Source organism: Tenacibaculum litopenaei, from assembly GCF_964514025.1.
Taxonomy (GTDB): Bacteria; Bacteroidota; Bacteroidia; order Flavobacteriales; family Flavobacteriaceae; genus Polaribacter; species Polaribacter litopenaei.
In genome coordinates, this window is record NZ_CAZEQT010000007.1 from 649,459 (window position 1) to 671,327 (window position 21,869).

Below are 21,869 nucleotides of genomic sequence, written 5' to 3' on the forward strand. Positions count from 1 at the left end.
TCGTCCTTGTACGTTTACAAGTAAACTCGAGTACAATGATGAAGGCCGTTATTACAGGAACAGGAACCTATATTCCAACTATTACGAAAAAGAACGAACAATTTAACAACGAACATTTCCTACTTCCTGACGGGTCTAGTATCAACGATTCCAACCCCATTATCATTGAAAAATTTAAAGATATTACTGGAATCAAAGCCCGACGCTATGCGGAACAGACTTATAACACTTCTGATCTCGGATTTTTTGCCGCTCAAAAAGCTATCGAAACCGCCAATATTGATCCAGAAACCATCGATTATATCATCTTTGCTCATAATTTCGGAGATGTAAAACACCAAACCGTACAAAGCGATTTACTCCCGAGCTTAGCATCACGGGTAAAGCACCTATTACAAATTCAGAATCCAAACTGCATTGCCTATGACATTTTATTCGGATGTCCTGGTTGGGTGCAAGGCGTTATTCAAGCCCAAGCATTTATCAAAGCGGGCATCGCAAAAAGAGCGCTGGTAATCGGAGCCGAAACACTGTCGAGAGTAATTGACAAGTACGATCGCGACTCTATGATCTACGGTGACGGTGCAGGAGCTTGTATCGTAGAAAAGAAAGAGCACGGCAGCGCTGGGATCCTAAGCCATGCCAGCCAAACTTTTGCCAAAGACGAAGCCTATCACCTATTCTATGGTAGTTCGTACAATCCTACTGACGATCCTTCTATACGCTATATCAAAATGTTTGGCCGAAAAATATACGAGTTCGCGCTGACCAGAGTACCTCAAGCCATGAAATCAGCCTTGGATGAAAGTAATGTCCCTATCACCGACCTCAAAAAAATCTTTATTCACCAAGCCAATGAAAAAATGGACGAAGCTATAGTAAAGCGATTTTATCGCCTGTACAAAATGGCCGTACCAGAGAATATCATGCCTATGAGTATCTACAAACTCGGGAATAGTAGTGTTGCCACAGTACCCACTTTGTTAGATTTAGTCCTCAGAGGTCAAATTGACGATCAAGAAGTGCAACCAGGTGATGTTATCATGCTTGCCTCTGTCGGAGCAGGAATGAACATCAACGCCATCGTATACCAATATTAGTAGGAAAAAAAATGAGTCGGTAGCACGCAAATCTAAAATGGAAATATTATTTTTGCGGATGCAACAACACAATGTACTTATATTAGATTTCGGATCGCAATATACCCAGTTAATTGCGCGCCGTGTAAGGGAACTCAACATTTATTGTGAGATACACCCCTTCAACAAAATTCCCGCTAACTTAGACGATTTTAAAGCCGTGATTTTATCAGGAAGTCCTTCTTCTGTTCGTTCAGACGAAGCACCTCACCCTGACTTGTCAGAGATTCGCGGAAAAAAACCGCTATTAGCCGTTTGTTATGGCGCTCAATATTTAGCTCATTTCTCAGGTGGTCTTGTGGCCCCATCAAATACCAGAGAATACGGAAGAGCGAATTTGTCGTTTATCAAAGAGGACGAAGTATTCTTTGACGCCATTCAAGAAGGAAGTCAAGTATGGATGAGCCATTCTGATACCATCAAAGACCTTCCTACTAATGGAGTTTTACTGGCGAGCACTCACGACGTAATTAACGCCGCATACAAAATTGAAGGAGAAACTACCTATGCCATTCAATTCCATCCTGAAGTATACCATTCTACTGACGGAAAACGCCTGTTAGAAAACTTTTTAGTACGCATCGCTGGTGTGGCCCAAAACTGGACCCCAGATTCTTTTGTTGACGAAACCGTTGCGGCCTTAAAAGCTAAAATTGGTAATGATAAAGTAGTTCTCGGTTTATCAGGAGGTGTAGACTCTACGGTAGCAGCTGTCTTACTTCACAAAGCTATAGGTAGCAACCTGCACTGTATTTTTGTGAACAATGGCCTTTTGAGGAAAAATGAATTTACCGCCGTTCTCGACCAATACGAAGGTATGGGACTCAACGTAAAAGGAGTGGATGCCTCAGAACGCTTTTTAAACGAGCTTGCCGGTTTATCAGACCCCGAAGCTAAACGAAAAGCCATCGGAAAAGTATTCATCGATGTCTTTGACGACGAAGCACACCAAATTGAAGATGCTAAGTGGTTAGGACAAGGGACTATTTACCCAGATGTAATCGAATCTGTATCTGTAAACGGTGGACCTTCGGCAACCATTAAAAGTCATCACAACGTAGGGGGACTTCCTGATTTCATGAAGTTAAAAGTAGTTGAGCCTCTCCGTATGATTTTTAAAGACGAGGTACGAAGAGTTGGAGCTTCAATGGGGATAGACAAGGAACTATTAGGAAGACATCCTTTTCCAGGACCTGGATTAGCAATTCGTATCTTGGGAGATATTACCGCTGAAAAAGTACGTATCTTACAAGAAGTTGATGCCATTTTTATCAATGGACTCAAAGAAGACGGACTGTACGATAAAGTATGGCAAGCAGGAGCTATTCTACTCCCTGTAAACTCTGTTGGAGTTATGGGTGACGAACGCACCTATGAAAAAGTAGTTGCACTCCGAGCGGTAGAAAGTACCGACGGTATGACTGCTGATTGGGTGAACTTGCCATATGAGTTTTTACAAAAAACATCGAATAAAATTATCAATAACGTAAAAGGAGTGAACAGAGTCGTTTACGATATCAGCTCTAAACCACCTGCAACAATTGAGTGGGAATAACGTTACATATACAAAGAATTAAGTAAAGTTTTAGAAGTAAATGAAGAAGTTACAATTTTTAATTTTATCAGGAATATTGACCTTCACCATCTCTTGTGGTCAACAAAAGCGATTTGTTTCCTATAAAATTCAAGAGGGCGAAACTATGGAAGATGTAGCCAAACGCCTCGAAATTAATCGCGAAGATTTAATGCGATTGAATCCGGATGTCGGTCAAAATCCATCTCCTAATACGGTCATTGTCATTCCTAACCCTAAGATTAAAAAGGGTAATTCTTCTGCTTCTAACTCCTCTGATACCTACGCGGTCGTTGATGAAACTCCATCAGAACCCGCTGGTACTAAAAACAGTGAAGAAAGTAGTACTACGAGTAATTCCGAAACTTCAGAAGGAGCCGAAGTTAGTTATCAAACTAAGGTCGTTACCAAATACGAAACACACAAAGTAAAACCAGGTGAAACGGTATATCGCATCACTAAAAATTACGGGATTACTAAGGAAGAACTCATCGCGTTAAACCCAGAATTCCCTGGAATTCAAAACAACGTATTAAGTATTGGACAGGTGTTAAAAGTCAAGGCTATCGAAGAGACCATTACCCTTGATAAAGAAACCGTTTTAGAGCAATACCTTACCCATACCGTTCAGAGTAAAGAAACGGTATTTAGTATCACCAGACGCTATAATATTACCAAAGAAGACTTGTTGCAGCTCAATCCTGAATACCCTGAGCTTAAAGACAACGCTTTGGCAATAGGTCAATTGCTAAAAATTAAACCTATTGAGGAAGCGAAAACCATTGAGGATATCAAATTTTACAGAGATAGTATCCAACTTGACACAGAAATCAACTTGGCAATTTTACTACCGTTCAAATCACAAGCCTACGATACTTTAAGTGCCAAAAAGATATTTACCAATAACAAATTGGGGAATATGGTGACCGATTTTTACTTAGGGGCTTCTATGGCTATTGACTCGTTAAAAAAACAAGGTATTAACATCAATACCCAAGTATTCGATACGGGGAATCGCGGTAAAAATATCGAGGCAATCATCGACAACGACGAACTCGACAACGCTGATGTTGTTATCGGTCCATTTTATTCCGATAAAGTAACTGCGGTAAGCAAACACGTGAATGCACCTGTGATTTTCCCGCACTATTCAAATAAGCAACACAAGCTTTCGGGAGGTAAAATAATAAAAGTAGCTCCTGAAAAAGAAGATTACGCGAATTACCTAAGTAACTATATGAAGGCTAATTATCACGGAGAGACTATTTTTCTAGTCGGCGATTCGCAAGCAGATTCTAAAAAGACCATCCAACTCTTACACCAAAACCTCAAACAACACGATTCTATCCGTGCAATACACAGCTTGTACCCAAAAGATGGATACATTAAAAAAGAGCGTTTTACTAATAAGATGAAAGCGGGTACAAAAAACTGGGTCGTAATAGTATCTAATGATAAGGTTGCCGTTGCTGATGCTTTAAACAGCATGATTGGACTTCCAGACGATATGGAGGTACAAGTGTTTGCTGTAGAAAAGAACAAGGCGTATAACAGCATTGATAACAACAAGCTCGCCAACATCAACTTTACTTATGTGACGGCACAATACGCTGATGAAGCCTCACAAGAAATTCTGAATTTTAATAAAAAATACCAAGCGAAAAACAACGCACTTCCTTCTGACTATGCCATCAAAGGATTTGATATTACCTATGACACACTGATGCGTTTGGCTTCAGGAAATAGTTTATCAGCTACTTTTAAAGAAGGAATCTCCTTCCGTTTGGAAAACAAATTCGACTACCGTAAAAAGTTATTTGGAACCACCAGTAACCGCGGTTTGTTTATCGTTCAATACAATAGAGACTTGAGCTTAAAACGACTAAAGTAAGCTTCTTGCTAAACCGTATAAAAAACCTCGAACAACATTCTTGTTCGAGGTTTTTTTATATGCTTTCTTTAGTGCTTATACATTTTATCGTAGTAATCCTGATATGCTCCAGAGACTACGGCTTTCACCCACTCTGGGTGTTCCAGGTACCATTGTACTGTTGCCCTTAGACCTTGTTCAAAATCCAAACTAGGACTCCAATTCAACTCTCTTTTTATTTTCGAGGCATCTATGGCATAACGGTAATCGTGACCTTTTCTATCTGTAACAAATTGTATCAAGGACTCCGAATGACCAATGGGGTTTCCGAGCAAAGCATCTGTCACCTCAATCAATAACTTTACGAGTGCTAAATTACTGTACTCATTATCTCCTCCGATAGCGTAGGTTTCCCCGATTTTTCCTCTGTGCAACACTACATCGATTGCGCGAGCGTGGTCTTCTACATACAACCAATCTCTAACATTACTTCCATCGCCGTAAATCGGCAGTGGTTTTCCATTACAGATATTATTAATACACAGTGGAATTAGTTTTTCAGGAAATTGATTCGGCCCGTAATTATTAGAACAATTAGAAATTACGATCGGTAATTGATAGGTATCGTAAAACGCTCTTACAAAATGATCTGACGACGCCTTAGATGCTGAATATGGAGAATGTGGATCGTAGGCTGTTGATTCATCAAAATACCCTTCGTGGCTTAGGCTACCAAACACTTCATCCGTTGAAATATGGTAGAACAACTTACCTGAGAAATCACCTTCCCAAGCCAAACGAGCTTCTTGCAATAAGGTCAAAGTTCCCATGACATTTGTACGTGCGAAATGCAAAGGATCTTCGATAGACCTGTCCACATGAGATTCCGCTGCCAAATGCACTACCGTATCAAACCGATGCTCTTTAAACAACTTCTTAACTAATGACGCATCACAAATATCTCCCTTTACAAAGCTGTAATTGGGTGCCGCTTGCACACTTGTTAGATTGTTTAAATTTCCTGCATAACTCAAACTATCAAGATTTACTAGTTGATAGTTTGGGTACTTCTCTACCAATAATTTGATTACATGAGATCCTATAAAACCAGCACCACCGGTCACCAAAATTCGCTTCATCTATTATTTCTTATTTGCTGCTACTATATTCATTAAATACTGCCCGTAATCACTTTTTGCGAGTGGTTTTGCCAGTTTTTCCAATTGGGCCAAATCTATATACTTCATGTAGTAAGCTATTTCTTCAATACACGCAACTTTCAGACCTTGGCGTTTTTCTATAGTTTCAATAAACTGGCCTGCTTCCATCAACGAATCATGAGTTCCTGTATCGAGCCAAGCAAAGCCTCTACCCATCAAGGAAACTTTCAAGTTTGAAGCTTCTAAATAGGCTTGATTAACACTTGTTATTTCTAATTCTCCGCGTGCTGAAGGCACTACTTTTTCCGCAATATCCACTACTGAATTCGGATAGAAATACAAGCCTACCACCGCGTAATTTGACGCTGGTACCACAGGCTTTTCTACGATAGATTTAGCGGTTCCTTCTTCGTCAAAACTCACAACACCATACCGTTGTGGGTCTTTTACATAATACCCAAAAATGGTCGCCTTTTTTTGTTGCGTTACCATAGTCACGGCTGCATTTAACATTTCAGGCAATCCGTGCCCATAGAAGATGTTATCTCCTAAGATCAAACACACGTCATCGCTCCCAATAAACTCCTTCCCGATTATAAAAGCTTGGGCCAAACCATCGGGTGAAGGCTGTTGTGCATAACTCAAAGAAACTCCTAACTCTTGGCCATCTCCCAACAACTGTTCAAAATTTGGCAGGTCGTGAGGTGTCGAAATAATGAGAATTTCACGAATACCCGCCAGCATCAATACCGACAATGGATAGTAAATCATCGGTTTGTCATAAATTGGTAAGAGCTGTTTAGATACGGCCCTCGTAATGGGATACAATCGAGTTCCTGCACCTCCTGCTAAAATAATTCCTTTCATAAGAATGACTCTTTAAGGTAATATTGATCCAGCTTTTATTCTCATTCCTTCTTCAATATGTATAGGTTCATCAATTTTAGTTCCATTACCTAAATAAACTTCATTTCCCAAGACGACTCCTGTTGAAAGTGAAGTTGTAGGCATCAACATGCAAAAAGCACCAATAACACTATCATGCGAAACTACCGACGCTGAGTTAATATACGTACAACGACCGACCTTAATATCGGTTGTCAAAACACAATTTGCAGCGATTACAACTCCTTCTTCTAATTGGACAGATTTCTTGTCATAAATCACCGAGGAAGGATGAATTATTACTGGAAAATTAATATTTCTGTTTGAAATTTTGTTCCGTATTAACTTTCGAATAACAGGATTCCCTACTCCAATAACTACATTAAGTGATTCTTTCTTTTCATTTAATAAAGCTACGGAACCAACAACCTGATAGCCAGCCACTTTAGTTCCTGCAATTACAGCATCATCATAAAATCCAACTATTTCCCACTTTTTATCGTATTCATTAATCGATTTAATCATCGCCAACACCTCTCTTCCAAGTCCTCCGGTACCAATAATCGCAATCTTTTTCATAATCAAATATCTAAAACTTCATAATTTGTTGCATAGAAATATCCATCTTTCAGACAAATTTCGAAACTAGCTTTTCGAGCCAACTTTTGGGCATTAGCTACCCCTTTCCAAACAATAATTTTTTTATCATCCTGGATAAAAAACGCCCCAGGGTAAGGTTTGGTGGTAGCTCTAACCAATCGATCGACATTCTCCATCGTCATATGATTCAAAATTTCACCATCTTTAGGTTTCCTACCTTCCCAATAGGTCGCCTTGGCTTCATCCTGTTTCCAGCCTTTAACAGTACCTTTCAACAAATCACCATATAGCTTCTTGATTAATGTTTCATGTGCTGTATTAACTTTTTGATACAGAGTTGTAGAAGTTTCGTCCGATAAAATAGGTACTTCTTCCTGTCCTAAAATTAATCCAGTATCTACTCCTTCATCCATTTTAAAAAAAGACACCCCTGTTTTATCTAGTCCTTTTATAATTGCCCAAGGAATTGCTGCTCTTCCCCTTCCAATAGGCAACAAAGTTGGATGTGCTCCAATAGCACCTAAATTAGGAGCTTCAATAACTTCTTTAGAAGCTATCTGTGACCATCCTATAATAAATAACCAATCAATTTCATGTTCTTTTATAGCGTTAACAACGGCTTCATCATTGATATGGTTTGACTTTACAATTGGGATATTATGAGTACTCGCAAACTCATCTACATAGATTCTTCCAGATTTTTTCTTTGCTTTCTCATCTGGAATAGAAACAATTAAATCTAATTCTCCATTTATATCATAAATGGCTTCCATACAGCTCAATCCAATTTGAACACAGGTAACAAATGCAAACTTCATATGTTTAGTGATTAATATGTTGGTGGTTTTTTTGTAAAATAAACAACAGTTTTACCTAAGATAAGTAAATCCATAGATAAAGAAACTTTCTCTGCATATTCTCCATCAAATTTTGCCTTCTCTTCTTCGGGCATATGATCATAAGAATTCACCTGTGCCCATCCAGTCAATCCGGGCTTTAATGTTAAAGCTTTATTAGATCTTCTCAATTTAATAAGATTTACTTGCGAAGGGATCGGTGGTCGGGGGCCGATAAAACTCATGTCCCCTTTCAAAACGTTAAAAAATTGCGGTAATTCATCCAAATTGGTTCTTCGAATAAACTTACCGAAAGGTGTTATTTGTAATTTATCTTTTTCGTGAGACTCTACATTTGGGGTTTTTAGAGGCATACTTCGAAACTTATAAAACATAAATTCTCGTCCTTCTTTTCCTACTCTAATTTGCTTAAAGATAGGAGTTCCAAAATCTTGTAAATAAATTATTAGACCAATAACCAAATATACTGGAATCAGCCCAATAATTAAACAGACTGCCAAGACTATATCAAAAACTCGCTTAAAAATTAAAAACATAAAATCATTTTAAGGTTCAATAATATGCATTGCCGTTTGAAAGGCTTCACAATACAACTTACCTACTTGAGATCCTCTCAAGGTGGCTAAAGCCCTAATAGCTTCATCACTTCTTGGATGAGGATAAGGACGCATTACTCCTTCATAGGCATACAGAGCTTTTAATTTATGTACTATCCCTTGTTCCCCTACTTCGATAAAAGTGTCTGGGACAAAATTTTGTCCGTCCACAGGAAAAGCCCAATCAGTAGAGGATGGTATTTCCATAAAATATAAACTTTGTAAAGGCTTCAGGGGTTTTCTTTGATACAAACGAGCCGCTGCTTGACAAGCTTTTGAAGTATGATAATGATCGTTATTGAGATCGTATGGATGATGAGTGATAATTACATCTGGTTGCACCTCTTCAATAATCTTTTCAATAAACTGCACGAGCTCTAAATGAGGTACTGTATTAAATTTTATATTTGGAAAAGGGCCTAAAATAGGTCGCTCCGCTCCCATAAACTTTTGTGCATTATTTGTATGTTTTTCTAATTCCTCAATATCTGGTCGATGTCTTCTGGCATCCACACTCCCCGACAAGATACAATTGAATACTTTATGTCCTTTCTGTGTCAACACATATGAACTTGCTCCAAACCCTAATGCTTCATCGTCTGGATGAGCTGTTACTGTTAAATACGTTTTCATCTAAATGATTTTATTGTTTTATGTAATCCTGCTTTTGTCGAGATAGGTAATTCAATATCTAATGCTTCCTTTATTTTTCTATTGGACACCACATAGTTCTCGGTTAATTTGTCCAATCGATGTGAGTTGACGGGGAGATGAACAATATCCCCGAGTCTAGCTAAGGCTTTGACAACTCCCTTGGGAAGATCGATCCTTTTAAGCGGCCTTCCAATTACCCCACTTATCAACGATACAAGATCCAGCGTAGATAATGCTTCATCATCTGCTACATTAAAAATCCCCGAATCAATTGAACTGTACATCAATTTTTCTATAATGAAACACAAATTATCGACGGATACGAATGATCTTTTATTCTCAAATTTACCCAACGGATAAGGGATTCCTTTGTTAACAAAAGTATATAATAAATTAAGGTTCCCTTTATTACCTGGTCCATGAATCATACATGGTCGTAAAACATAAACATTTTTTCCTTCTCTTTTTTTATGTTTCATTAAATATTCTTCAGCAGCCAATTTTGACTGACCATATGGGGTTAAGGGTTCCGGAACAAACTCTTCCGTAAGTACTCCATCGACAGTATCCGCTACAGCTTTAACCGAACTTACATAAATAAACGTTTGGCAACTACTCGTCAAGAAATGTTCAAAAATCTCTTTTGTTAGCTCTGTATTTACATCGAAATACTCATTTGGTCTACTTACATTTTTTAAATCATGTGCTTTTCCTGCTAAATGTACAAAAGCATCACCATCACTCAATATCTCTGGAGTTAACTCCTCATAGGTAATATTATTATTTAAATGGGTCCTCGATACTCCTTGAACGTCAAAGTTTACCTTTAAATACTCTTTGAGGTTGGTACCAACAAACCCCGTAACCCCCGAAATAAATACTTTACCCATTTAATAATGAAATTATAGATTTCGCCATTTGTTTATTTATTTCCTTTCTTGAAAACTTTTTCTTAAACACCTTTCTATCTACCATTTTATATTTATATGTTTTCAATTTCTCCGATAACTCTTCAAAATTTGTAGGCTCAAATAAGAGTATATTATCCAAATGCTCTGACAAAAACACGTTTGCGTATCCGCCTACACCTGCTATTATCGGCTTGTTAAAAGTCCCATACTCAAAAAGTTTTGAAGGCAGTACCCTCTCAAATGCTTTATGTTTATTTAAATGCAAAAATAGATAGTGTGAACTTTCATAATAACCTATTAACTCTTTCCTGGAAACTGGAGGTATTAGTTTAACATTCTTCAATCCTCGTTTAGTAATTTCCTCTACTAATTTAGTCTTAGCCCCTCCATCACCGATTATTAAAAACTCAAAAACACCGGTGAATTTCTCTGCTAAAGGAGGTATAACTAGATCTAATCCTTGCCCTTCACCAATATTACCACCATAAACGATTGTCTTAACCTCTTGGTCATTTAATTCCAGAGGTTCTGATTGGGAATCTTTTAGAAAAATTTCATCTATACCATTCGTGTAAAAAGAATAACTTGTTTCGTATTGATCAAAATAACTCTTAAAACCTTCCGAAACTAAATTAATATGATCCGCATATCCAAAAGTGTATCTTTCTATTGGTTTTAGAACTGTATTTAAACCTAATTTCAACAATTTATTTTTGAAGATATCCGTAATTGTTTCACGAAAAATATCTCGGATATCTAGATACAATTTAGCTTTCTGTTTCCTTGCTATCTTTGCTCCCAAAAAGGCTGTAAACAAACGAGAAGAAGAAGCGTAAACTAAATCGTATTCCTTATCCTTAACCAATGTTAATGTATCAAAATAAAACTTTTTAAAAGACTTAATTTGGCCAATAATTCCACTTCCATGTTCAGGGATTTCAATTCTATGAATAGTCACCTGATTATTAAGACGATCAACACTATCAGCTTTTACCTTATAGGAATCGTATCGATTGGGTTGTGTTGTTACTACATCTACCACAGTTTCCTGTCCTAATTGTTCTAATAACTCCTTGAATAAGGATGTATTTCTAAAAGAGCCAGCACACAAATCTGGCTCAAAATAAAAACTTAAGAATAAAATATTCATAATGATACTTTGGTTGTTAAGATTTGATCGAAGCCCACTACTAACTTTAAAGCTTCTACAGTTTTATTAAACCCTTTCGCCAACTGATAGTTTTGAAGGTTAATAGCGTTTGCACCTTGAAATTCAATTTTAATATTTCCAACACGAGCAGTCATATTATGAACCTCTACCTCAATATGCTCATCAAAGTGAAAAATGGCCTTAGCATTACCTTCCGTTGGTTTTGAAATCGAATCACGAATATAAACTTCATCGGAATTCCAGCTAAAACTTCTCGTATGATTCATTCCATTTTCTCGATAGCCATCATGTGTAGCTGTAATACTACATTCCTCCTCCTTCAGATCAATAATTGAAGCTCTTTTAGCAACTCTAAACCCACCCCAAACTTGAGATTGCTCAGCATTATTAATCACTACAGTGTTATGAGCGCCAGTTGATCTTTCCTTTTGCCTGGTTTCGTTCTTATCATACGTCGATATTCCGGTATCGACAATTATTGGTTTTTTTTGATGATGAAACTCAAAACTCAACGTATCACTATGAGCATGTCCTGGTTGATAACTAGGTCCAATATTTCCTACATCGAAAAACAACTCAAAATTTTCTGTTGCTACTTTTCTATATCCCGAATCACTAAAAGGGAAACACCTTTTTTCTATGGCCAAAGCATTAGCGTAAACAAAAATTTCATTTGAACTAATTGTTATCCCTGGTGAAGCATCATTTACCATAGGAACAGTCCCGTTTTTATACGTTACATTATAAAGCCAACCTAACATACGTTCCGCCGTTTCGACAAGGTATGCGAGATCTTCCTTTGGTCTAGCTCGATCATTAGTTCGGGCTAAACTGACAGCATCTAATAATCGATACAATATAAGTATATGATACATTGGTGATAATTCAAAATGAGCGCCATCATTCAGTATTTGTTCGTCTAACTCACTTTTTAAAATCTCAATCGCTTTATCATAATATTTCTGATCTTTAAAAATATGCGAAACAAACCAAAGTGCAAATCCATTTTCTAACAAATGGTTTCCTAATAAATGATATTCTAAAGTCCCCATAAGTCTGTCAGCATCCTCTTTCAGTAATTTAAAATAACTTGGGTCATTTAATTGATTTTTTCCAATAAACTTCATTAAATTCATTATCCGTAAAGAGGTCGGATAAGGTTCTTTTCCATCCTTTACAAGATGATAATCTTCAATAAAATTCTGAATTAACCTCTGTCCTTGTTCTGAGGAGATATTTTCTTGATTTAAATATTCAAAATAATTCAAGTTATACGTCCATAATTTACCAAAAGAATCCTCATTCCAATCGATAACCGGAATAAAAGCTTTTTTCAAGTTTAAAAACTCGAAGGTATTTTCACCTTTTAGTGTTGTTGGGTTGTAAACTACATCCCTCCACTCTAAATCCAGAAACTGCTCCTCTTTACCTTTAAAACCTGGCGTGATTCCTATCATCGAACGCACTCTGTAATATATTTGGTAATATATCTGAATCGGTTTTAAGTATTTTACAGTATGAAATACTAACGGTATTTTTTTAATTTTATCCAGCATAATTTTTCAACCAGTAAGAAAAGTGTAATAACTGATATAACTTGTAAGTATTGTTCACTCTCTTATCAAAATGCTTTTGAGCTATTTCACGGACAACCTCTTCCTTTACAAACTCAAATAATCCATTTTTTCGATATACTTCAAGTATTGATTCGAACCCAAGCTGATATATAAAATTATCCATCGGTGGGTTAAATCCAGCTTTTTTCCTATCAACAATTTTCTTGGGAAGGTACTTCAAAAGATAAGCTCTTAGAGGTTTCTTAAATTTAAATAAATCGATCAAACCTATATCTTTCAAATTCCATGATAACTCATAAAGTCGTTTTGTTGCTAAAGGCACTCTTAACTCGATACTAGCCTGCATACTTGATTTATCAGATACAGAAAAATTATGGGAAAGGAACCCGAAATAATCCAAATACATTGCTTTCCGGAGTTTACTCATTCCTTTTACAGGAGCCAATAATCTATCTAGTTTATCTTTATATCGGTCAATTCCTGTTTTACTTTCCAATAAACTCTCCACTTCACTCATAGAAAAATATCCTATAAGTGATGTATATTTCATAGAGAAATCCTTTGCATCAAAGTAATTTTGAAATCGTTCGGCTTTTTTAGCCATCCATTTACTTCTTTTTCCAAAAACGCGAACTAATGGTTTCATTAAACCTAACAGGCCATCGTATTTAACTAATTTATAGCGTGGATACCCGGCCATAATTTCATCAGCTCCCATACCACTGATCATGACTGTTAATCCCTTAGCTTTTGCTTTCTCTGATAAAAGCTTAGAACTTTGGTATGTAAAGTCAGCGATAAGTTCTTCATTACCTATGGCGACTTCCTCTACTAAAGCCAAAAATTTATCATTCGTCTCTGTCTCCTCTAAAGGAATAGCTTCTACATCTATATTTAGTTTTTTACCTATTTCCATAGCATAATCATAATCGCTAGACATTCCTGCCTCTTTATAATCATTTTCAGATGACTTTACAGTAATAGGTAATATTGTGTTTCTAGTTTGTGACAGGATAATACTTGAATCAATTCCTCCACTAAAAAACAATCCAACAGGAACATCAGCTACCAAATGTTCACGAATAGAATTATCAATTTCTTTCTCTATTATACTGTTTGAACTCTTCATTTTAGGCGCCTTAGAAAGGTTCCAATATTTCACTTCCTCAAGCAAATTAGCATCCAAATCATATACTTCATATCCTGCTTGCGCGATTTTTCGGATGTTTTTAAATCCTGTTTCAGGTTCGTAAATGAATCCGTTGAGCAGATATTCCGCTAAACACGATTCATCTATTCTTTTCGCTTCAGGAAGTACGGAAAAAATTGATTTAATTTCAGAAGAAAAAATCAACTTCCCTTCTTCCTGGTAAACATAAAGTGGTTTAATTCCAAGACTATCTCTTACCAAAAAGAGCTTTTTAGATGTTTCATTGAACCAAGCAAATGAAAACATTCCTTCTACCTGTCCAATCTGTTCTATTCCCTTCTTAATTAACCAATGTAAGAGTACTTCCGTATCACTTTCAGTCTGAAAATCAACACCCTCAGCTAGCAATATAGCTTTCAGCTCTTTATAATTGTAGATTTCCCCATTAAAAACGAGTATTTGATTTTGGTATATAAATGGTTGGTTAGCTCCTTCATTCAAGTCAATAATACTCAAACGTCGGTGTCCCATTTTAAGATTCTGAAACTCATATATGCCTTGAGCATCAGGTCCTCGGTGCTCCATTTCAATTAATCCTTCGTGCAGCTTTAATTCTTGCTTACTTATATATCCTAATATTCCACACATCTCTTCTAAAATTTTCGTAAAAGACTTTCAAAAACTCTGTAATTCCATTCATCAGAATCAAATTTCTTAACAAAAGTTTTTGAATTCTTACCGTATTCTTCTCTCTTATTTGGTTTCTCTATCAAATAGGTCATTGCTTTAACTAGGTCAGGTATATTCTGAGGTTCAATCAATAATCCATTGTAATCATGTTCTACCAATTCAGTAAGGTATCTCCAATCAGTTGATACTATTGGAAGACCAGCTTGCATTGCCTCAATTAAAGCCCCAGGATATCCCTCTCCTTTCCAAAACGAAGGAAATAAAAAAGCATCGTACGTGAACAATTGCTTTCTGATGACATCCGCCGTAACCTCACCTATATAATTCACTCTTTCCATATTTCTCATGCGAGACTCTAATTCGGCATCCGTACATTTTCCATAAATATCTAGTATCACCTGTTCTTCATGATCAAGTTGCTTAAAAGCATCCAGCAACACCTTAATTCCTTTTTCTTCCTTCACATGGCCGGCATAAACAAATCTCACCACTTCATTAACTCTCTTCTCTACGCTTTCTATAGCAATTGGTCTGGATGTCGCAAACCAATGAACATTATCTTCTGTCTTAAGATGCTCTCTCCAAAACTTAATTAAACCTTTCGTCTGTAATAAAATCTGGTCTGCAGCTTTTAACTTATGAATAAGCAACTCATTTACATTCGATTCTTTATAAAAAAGATCCAAATCACTCCCAAAAAAACGAAACTGGATTTTCTTTCCAAGCAATTTAGCAATTCTCAAAAATATTGGTCCCCATACTGCAATTCTCCTCGGGTTAGCGTGAAAAGAAATAATATCATGAGTGAAAATCAAACTTATAATCCTCAACAATAGGAATACCTGTAACAAAATGTTTTTCAACCTATTTTCACTCAATTTTAAATTGACAACCTTAAATTCAAAAGAGTTTATCTTGTCGGTTGCTTTCACCAAATAATCAAAAGAAACTGTAGTACCGCCAATAGGAGGTGGTAACGGACCAATGAGCAAAACCTTTTTCTTTCTATTTCCTTCCATAAGTCTCCCATTGTTTACTCCACATTTGAAACATAAAAACATGCCATAACTTACGCTCACTCAAATTCTCTCCACGTAAAAATCGATTTTTATAATCTACGATAAATGGAATGTTAAACAACGAACTATCAAGTTCATCTTCGGAAATCAATTGATTCAATTGATCTCTTAAAGGACCCCGCAACCATTCAGCTAACGGGATAACAAATCCTTGTTTGGGGCGTTCAATCATTTCTTTTGGCACAAAGTCCCAGACCACGGATTTTAGCAATCGTTTTGTATGAGTATTAGGGACTATTTTTAAATCATTACTTAAGGAAAATGACTTTTCAATAATTCTATAATCAAGTAAAGGCTCTCTTCCCTCAATTGATGAAAACATCGTGGCCTTGTCAACCTTTGTCATTATTTGATCTGGTAGGTGTGTTTTAATATCCACATAAAGCATATCATCAATATCATTTCCTGAATTAGGAGAAATATTTTTGAAATAACTCAAATCCTCCTTTTTTACCTCCTTAATCCAATCACCTATTTCTGTATCCGATATATACTGAGAGACACCACACATAACATCAACTAAACTTTCCTTTTTAGCGAGTTCTCTAACCTTTTTCAATCTCGTATCGAAGTTGCGTATTTTTAATGAATTGGCTAGAGCAACAATTGGTTTGGATGAAAGTAAGCCAAACAGGACTTTAAACGGTAGTGAGTTCAACATCCTTCTTTTGTTAAAAATATCTATAGCCCATTGATGTTTATCGTATCCTGCGAAGATTTCATCTCCTCCATCCGCCGAAAGAACAACTTTTACATGTTTTGAAGCTTTTTCACTCACCATCATCGTGGGTATCGCACTTGGATCTCCAAATGGTTCATCGTAGAAAAAAGGGATTTTACCTACGAAATTCAATGCATCTTTAGAACTACATATGAATTCGTGATGCTCTGTACCAAAATGAGAAGCTATGGCCTTCGCATGTGATGATTCATCAATCGCTTTATCCTCAAAACCAATGGTAAATGTTTTTAGCCCCTTATGCGTTTTAGAAAGTATTCCTGTTAATAATGTACTATCATAGCCTCCGCTAAGAAATACTCCAACGGGAACATCAGAAACCATCCTGTAATTAAATGAACTTTCGAACAGCTCTTTAAACTCATTCTTTTGTTCTTCTAAAGAACTATTTTTCTTCTTTCTAATTTGTTTTTCAAGCTCCCAATAAACTTCTTCTTCAAATTCTCCAGAGTTTAAATCATAAGAGATAAAAGCTCCTGGAACAACTTTGTGGATACCTTGATATATACATTTATGATTCGGAACATAACCGTATTGTAAAAAGCTTTGGACAGCTGAATTATCCACTTTCGGAGTAAAATCACTGTCTCCAAAAAACGACTTCAATTCAGAACCGAAATAGAATTTACCGGCATTGACTCCGTAATAAAGAGGTTTGACCCCAACCCTATCTCTGAACATAAACACCTTCTCTGCGTTAATATCCATTAAGACTATCGCAAACATTCCATTTAATCGATTCACAAAATCTTTCCCATACATACTATACAAGACCAAAATCACCTCTGAATCTGAATCCGACTTAAAGGTAATCCCCTCTTCTTTTTCTACCTGCTTTTTAAGCTCATTAAAGTTGTAAACCTCTCCATTGTAAACCATGCAGACAGTTCTATCCTCATTCCACATCGGTTGATTACCCGCAGGTGACAAATCTAAAATTGACAATCTCCTATGCACAAAACCAACAGTAGCGCCAGCAGTCGAAACCACCTCAACACCCTGATTATCTGGACCTCTATGTGAGATCAACTCTCCCATTTTTCTGAGCGTATCAGTTGTTATATCTCCCTTTGAAATTATTCCCGAAAAACCACACATTATTTATAAATTTTATAGCCTTGTTACAATACTAAATATAATCACTCTTCTTTATTCCTGTTTTAATAATCCTTGCTGGTACTCCAACCACTAGAGACCCTGAAGGAATATCTTTTACAACAACTGCATTCGCACCTATAACCACGTCATCACCAATGGTTATAGGCCCCAATATAACAGCTCCAGCACCTACATACACGTTATTACCTAACACTGGGACTTCAATTTTCTTGGAAGTTCCACCCAAGGTCACATTTTGATCGATGTGACAATTATCTCCTATGACACAATTCTGGTGGATAACGACACCAATACCACCATACCCTAAAATAAAGTTTTTCCCTACCTTTAAATTATAAGGAAAATAACATCCGAAAATCAATCTGATGAAATAGGTTATAAATTTAGGTAGAACGGGGATTTTCCTAAGTCTATAGGATATTCTCTGCAATAATATTGGATTCATTTTAACTTTTTTAATTAATTTCTGTTTAGCTTCGAATGCTTTTTATACAAACGATACACGTTAACAAACATGTATGCATAAGAAATAAAACAAACCATCGCTATTACTAATTCATTTTTGATTAGATAACTACTAATCAATAGTCCAATGGATTCAATTACAAATCCGAAAAAATAGATTTTCCCTAACAGTTTAACATTCTCATTAAGTACAGCAAAAGATAAAGCAATAACACAAGAATAGACTACTACTGAACAAAATAATATTACATAAAGAATTTCATTTCCGACCAAGATATTTTTGTACACCAAATTTCCAACATAATATCCCATTAAAATCATTAAAGGAACTAAACACAGTCCTATCAACACCTTTTTTCTATCAATAGAAACGCTTTTGTTATCGATCGATTTATTCAATATTATATTTGAAAAACTTCGTGGTAAGAAATATAAAGGCTCCACAATATTCAAAATTCCAGTATAAATACCCAAGGCACTAGGAAAAAACACTTTAATAAAAAATGTATCAATTTTCAATACTAAATTATTCAAAATAGCAAAGCCTCCTATACTAAATATTTCTTTGTAATACAGTTTAATCGAAGGAATCCCTATAACATTCATCTTAATTTTTCCTTTAAAGAACAAAATCAATATACACGTTAATACATAAATTATATAAATCAGATACCAACTATATACCACATCCAATTCATACAATATAAGTCCAGTAAAACTAATTAACACAGACAAAAAAGTAATCGAGAAATTGAGTTTAAACAACGAAAGTCCAAACAAAGCATGCGTTAATAACTGATATAAATAATGAAAAAGTAAAAAAGTAAAAACTGTATAAACATTATAGGATGGGAATATTGACGTTTGTAAGACAAACGTATTTATACCAACTAACATCAGAAAAACTACAATAACATTTATCAAAGAAACAAGGACTTTAAAAAAATCCACCTCATTCTCCTTTTTGACATCAATGTTTAGTTTTAAGTCTGCTCCTAGAATGGAAATTACCACCAAAATACTGGTAAATACAAGAAAATAATTATATTCCCCCAAAAAAGTTAATCCAAAACTATCCAAAGCATAGATTGACAAATAGAGACGAAAAAACAATAATATTAAACTCGTTCCCAAATTAACAAGTCCATCTGGAATTTTATTCATTAGCCAACATTCTTTTTAAGGGAATTAACAAAAATAACCCCGATAGATAAGACACTATAAATAAAAAAAGCTTGTATAAGCATACCACTATCTGCTCTAAAAACGATCAGTAATAAAGGGTATAATGACGATTCATACACGAGCTTAGCTTCTTCAGGTAACACATTGGCATAATTAAATACGAAAAACACAAAAACTGCTAAAAACAAGGATCCTAAAATTACACCTAAAACACCGAAATTACCGATACCTTCTGCAAGCAAACTACTTGCTAAAAAAGCTCCAGCTCTACCATCTGAATTTTCATAATTCTTTACGAAATGCATTCCGTAAACATCAACGCGTTCACCTATTAACCATCCTGGCATCAGAGCCGTCAGCCCACTTAAGTATGTTTCCCCGTAGAGTACTTCCTTCTCTTCATTTAGGGTTCGATCAATTATATAATAATGCGCCTTGTTTTCACCTGACACCAAATTCTTAACATCAAATATTTTTCTTTCTTTAGAAAATTCGAGAACCTCGGAGAAATCCGTTCTAAAATTCCTTGCATCTCCTAAAAAAGTAAATATTGGAATAAATAAAAATATACCTACAAAAATTGTTTTATTCTTTAAAATTTTAAGGCTGTAGAGAACATACCCATAAGCCAAAAAGGTTGTAACGATTATTCTTCTTTCACCAAGAGCTAAAAAAATCAAGATATATAAGGCTGTGATAATGTAGGTAAGAATATTCGATTTACCTGCCTTTCTATTAACTAAATAAATAAAAGAAAAATAGAATGGCAGTGAATAAATTAGTAACATATATGCCCCCATTCCTTGATCATCGATATACCGATCATATCTCGAGGTCAAAAAATACTGGATAAATGATCCGTATGTTGAGAACACGAAATAAAAATAGATAGCAAAAGAAATACCAATCCATAACCAGATGTTGGTCAGTTTGGTATTTATTTTTATTTTTCTAGACTTACCTGATATTTTCCGATGTATACTCGCTATGACATCATAAAAACCAATAAATAAAGCTGTGAATATAATCAGAAGCCAATAATCGATTTCCTTAGAATTTAATGGTAAATAATATTTATTATAATCCCCAACATCATTGAAAAATGCGACGGGGAATATATAATACAATCCAACGATTAGTATAAAAACTTTAGGATTAAAGAAATTATATTTACTTTTTACAAAAACTCTAAAAAAAATGAATATATAAATTAAAAAACCTAATAACATCTCGATTTTAGCCTCTAGAATTACAAAAATCTAAAACAATTTTTCCTTCTAGATTATTTATATTTTTAAATTCATCGTGATTGACGAGAAACACAATGATATCCGCATCCTCAGCAGCCACTTGATAATCAGTTAATTTGAAAACACTGTGTTCCTCAATATTAGGCTCAACGATAAAGTACTCGCCATTATTATCATTTTGTAACACCTTATTAACGATATATTTTGCTGGTGATTCACGAAGATCATCTATGTTCGGTTTAAATGCCAAGCCCATCAATGCCACCTTCGGTTTTCTCCCGTTATCTAACTCAAACTTTAGTTTTGCTGTTTGAATTTTTTCCGCACACCAAAATGACTTATAATTATTCACCTCTCTAGCAGTTCCGATGATTTTAGTTTCCATTGGATACTCCGATACGATAAAATATGGATCTACGGCAATACAATGACCTCCCACACCACATCCTGGCTGTAAAATATTTACTCTCGGGTGCTTATTCGCTAAATTGATGAGTTCCCATACATTAATATCTGCTTTGTCGCAAATCAAAGAGAGTTCGTTCGCGAAGGCAATTTGAACATCTCTTGAAGAATTTTCAACTAATTTACACATTTCAGCAGTGCGAGCATTTGTCTTGTGTAAATCTCCTTTTACATATTGTCCATAAAAAGCAATAGCTTTTTCGGTAGAAGCTTTATCAATCCCCCCTATTACGCGATCATTATGAACAAGTTCGTACATTACATTACCCGGTAATACACGCTCTGGGCAATATGCAATATAAAGTTTATCTCGAAGCTCTGGTCTCTGCCCATAAATTAGATCTCGCATCTTTTCAGTAGTTCCAACGGGAGAGGTTGACTCAATAATATATAAATCCCCCTCTTTAAGAAGTGGAATAATTCCACGAGTAGCAGCCTCTACAAAAGAAATATCTGGTTCATTCTTTCCTTTAAAAGGAGTGGGAACAACAATTAAGTAATTATTTGCCTCAACCGCCGAAGTAGCAGCTTTTAAATATCCTCCCGCTACCGCTTGTGCAACTGCATTATCTAAATCTGGTTCTACGATATGAATTTCGCCCCTATTTATCGTTTCAACTACATTTTCATTGATATCTACACCATAGACATTTACATTATTTTGAGCAATTAGAGCTGCTGTGGGTAACCCAATGTACCCTAACCCAATCATTACAACTTCAGGCTTCTTCATT

The 21,869-nt window shown here is 35.7% G+C and carries 19 protein-coding genes; 3 read left to right on the plus strand and 16 right to left on the minus strand.

Annotation, left to right across the window (positions count from 1 at the left end; genetic code table 11):
* Window positions 1–35: 35 nt before the first annotated feature.
* From ACKTS5_RS17580 to ACKTS5_RS17590, 3 genes are read left to right on the plus strand one after another with little or no spacing between them, the layout of a single operon-like run.
* Window positions 36–1,100, plus strand: coding sequence for a 3-oxoacyl-ACP synthase III family protein (locus ACKTS5_RS17580; RefSeq protein WP_408045190.1), 1,065 nt, complete (start codon window positions 36–38; stop codon window positions 1,098–1,100).
* A 58-nt stretch (window positions 1,101–1,158) separates the two neighbouring features.
* Window positions 1,159–2,694: a glutamine-hydrolyzing GMP synthase gene (gene guaA, locus ACKTS5_RS17585; protein ID WP_408045239.1), complete on the plus strand. Its 1,536-nt coding sequence runs from the start codon at window positions 1,159–1,161 to the stop codon at window positions 2,692–2,694.
* 40 nt (window positions 2,695–2,734) lie between these two features.
* A complete protein-coding gene (locus ACKTS5_RS17590) occupies window positions 2,735–4,603 on the plus strand; it encodes a LysM peptidoglycan-binding domain-containing protein (protein WP_408045191.1) in 1,869 nt (622 codons plus the stop codon).
* A gap of 68 nt (window positions 4,604–4,671) precedes the next feature.
* Here ACKTS5_RS17590 and rfbB read toward each other — a convergent pair whose 3' ends face one another.
* Genes rfbB through wecC form a run of 16 tightly spaced genes read right to left on the minus strand, consistent with a single transcriptional unit; the run spans window position 4,672 to window position 21,868 of the window.
* Entirely contained in the window at window positions 4,672–5,721 is a 1,050-nt protein-coding gene (rfbB, locus tag ACKTS5_RS17595) for a dTDP-glucose 4,6-dehydratase (protein ID WP_408045192.1), read from the minus strand.
* Window positions 5,722–5,724: 3 nt separating this feature from the next.
* Window positions 5,725–6,609, minus strand: coding sequence for a glucose-1-phosphate thymidylyltransferase RfbA (gene rfbA / locus ACKTS5_RS17600; protein ID WP_408045193.1), 885 nt, complete (start codon window positions 6,607–6,609; stop codon window positions 5,725–5,727).
* 12 nt (window positions 6,610–6,621) lie between these two features.
* On the minus strand, window positions 6,622–7,206 hold the full coding sequence (locus ACKTS5_RS17605; protein WP_408045194.1) for a PglD-related sugar-binding protein: 585 nt from the start codon (window positions 7,204–7,206) through the stop codon (window positions 6,622–6,624).
* Between the two features lie 2 nt (window positions 7,207–7,208).
* Window positions 7,209–8,045, minus strand: coding sequence for a formyltransferase family protein (locus ACKTS5_RS17610; RefSeq protein WP_408045195.1), 837 nt, complete (start codon window positions 8,043–8,045; stop codon window positions 7,209–7,211).
* Window positions 8,046–8,056: 11 nt separating this feature from the next.
* Window positions 8,057–8,620, minus strand: a complete 564-nt coding sequence (locus ACKTS5_RS17615) for a sugar transferase (protein WP_408045196.1) — start codon at window positions 8,618–8,620, stop codon at window positions 8,057–8,059.
* 9 nt (window positions 8,621–8,629) lie between these two features.
* Entirely contained in the window at window positions 8,630–9,313 is a 684-nt protein-coding gene (locus ACKTS5_RS17620) for a PIG-L deacetylase family protein (protein WP_408045197.1), read from the minus strand.
* Complete coding sequence (locus tag ACKTS5_RS17625) at window positions 9,310–10,224, minus strand: NAD-dependent epimerase/dehydratase family protein (protein WP_408045198.1); 915 nt, start codon at window positions 10,222–10,224, stop codon at window positions 9,310–9,312. The genes ACKTS5_RS17620 and ACKTS5_RS17625 overlap by 4 nt, the downstream gene beginning before the upstream one ends.
* Window positions 10,217–11,395, minus strand: a complete 1,179-nt coding sequence (locus tag ACKTS5_RS17630) for a glycosyltransferase family 4 protein (RefSeq protein WP_408045199.1) — start codon at window positions 11,393–11,395, stop codon at window positions 10,217–10,219. Before ACKTS5_RS17630 ends, ACKTS5_RS17625 begins: the two co-directional genes overlap by 8 nt.
* Window positions 11,392–12,972, minus strand: coding sequence for a heparinase II/III domain-containing protein (locus ACKTS5_RS17635; protein WP_408045200.1), 1,581 nt, complete (start codon window positions 12,970–12,972; stop codon window positions 11,392–11,394). The genes ACKTS5_RS17630 and ACKTS5_RS17635 overlap by 4 nt, the downstream gene beginning before the upstream one ends.
* Window positions 12,962–14,791: an asparagine synthase (glutamine-hydrolyzing) gene (asnB, locus tag ACKTS5_RS17640; RefSeq protein WP_408045201.1), complete on the minus strand. Its 1,830-nt coding sequence runs from the start codon at window positions 14,789–14,791 to the stop codon at window positions 12,962–12,964. Before asnB (ACKTS5_RS17640) ends, ACKTS5_RS17635 begins: the two co-directional genes overlap by 11 nt.
* Before the next feature lie 5 nt (window positions 14,792–14,796).
* Window positions 14,797–15,852: a glycosyltransferase family 4 protein gene (locus ACKTS5_RS17645; protein ID WP_408045202.1), complete on the minus strand. Its 1,056-nt coding sequence runs from the start codon at window positions 15,850–15,852 to the stop codon at window positions 14,797–14,799.
* The gene (asnB, locus tag ACKTS5_RS17650) at window positions 15,839–17,749 is read right to left on the minus strand and encodes an asparagine synthase (glutamine-hydrolyzing) (RefSeq protein WP_408045203.1); all 1,911 of its coding nucleotides are present in this window, start codon (window positions 17,747–17,749) and stop codon (window positions 15,839–15,841) included. Before asnB (ACKTS5_RS17650) ends, ACKTS5_RS17645 begins: the two co-directional genes overlap by 14 nt.
* A 31-nt stretch (window positions 17,750–17,780) precedes the next feature.
* Window positions 17,781–18,215 carry a serine O-acetyltransferase gene (locus ACKTS5_RS17655; RefSeq protein WP_408045204.1) on the minus strand — a complete coding sequence of 145 codons (435 nt, stop codon included), beginning with the start codon at window positions 18,213–18,215 and terminating at the stop codon, window positions 17,781–17,783.
* Window positions 18,216–18,229: 14 nt separating this feature from the next.
* On the minus strand, window positions 18,230–19,399 hold the full coding sequence (locus ACKTS5_RS17660) for a hypothetical protein (RefSeq protein ID WP_408045205.1): 1,170 nt from the start codon (window positions 19,397–19,399) through the stop codon (window positions 18,230–18,232).
* Window positions 19,399–20,649, minus strand: a complete 1,251-nt coding sequence (locus ACKTS5_RS17665; protein ID WP_408045206.1) for an O-antigen polymerase — start codon at window positions 20,647–20,649, stop codon at window positions 19,399–19,401. Before ACKTS5_RS17665 ends, ACKTS5_RS17660 begins: the two co-directional genes overlap by 1 nt.
* 7 nt (window positions 20,650–20,656) lie before the next feature.
* Window positions 20,657–21,868: a UDP-N-acetyl-D-mannosamine dehydrogenase gene (gene wecC, locus ACKTS5_RS17670; protein ID WP_408045207.1), complete on the minus strand. Its 1,212-nt coding sequence runs from the start codon at window positions 21,866–21,868 to the stop codon at window positions 20,657–20,659.
* Window position 21,869 lies beyond the last annotated feature (1 nt).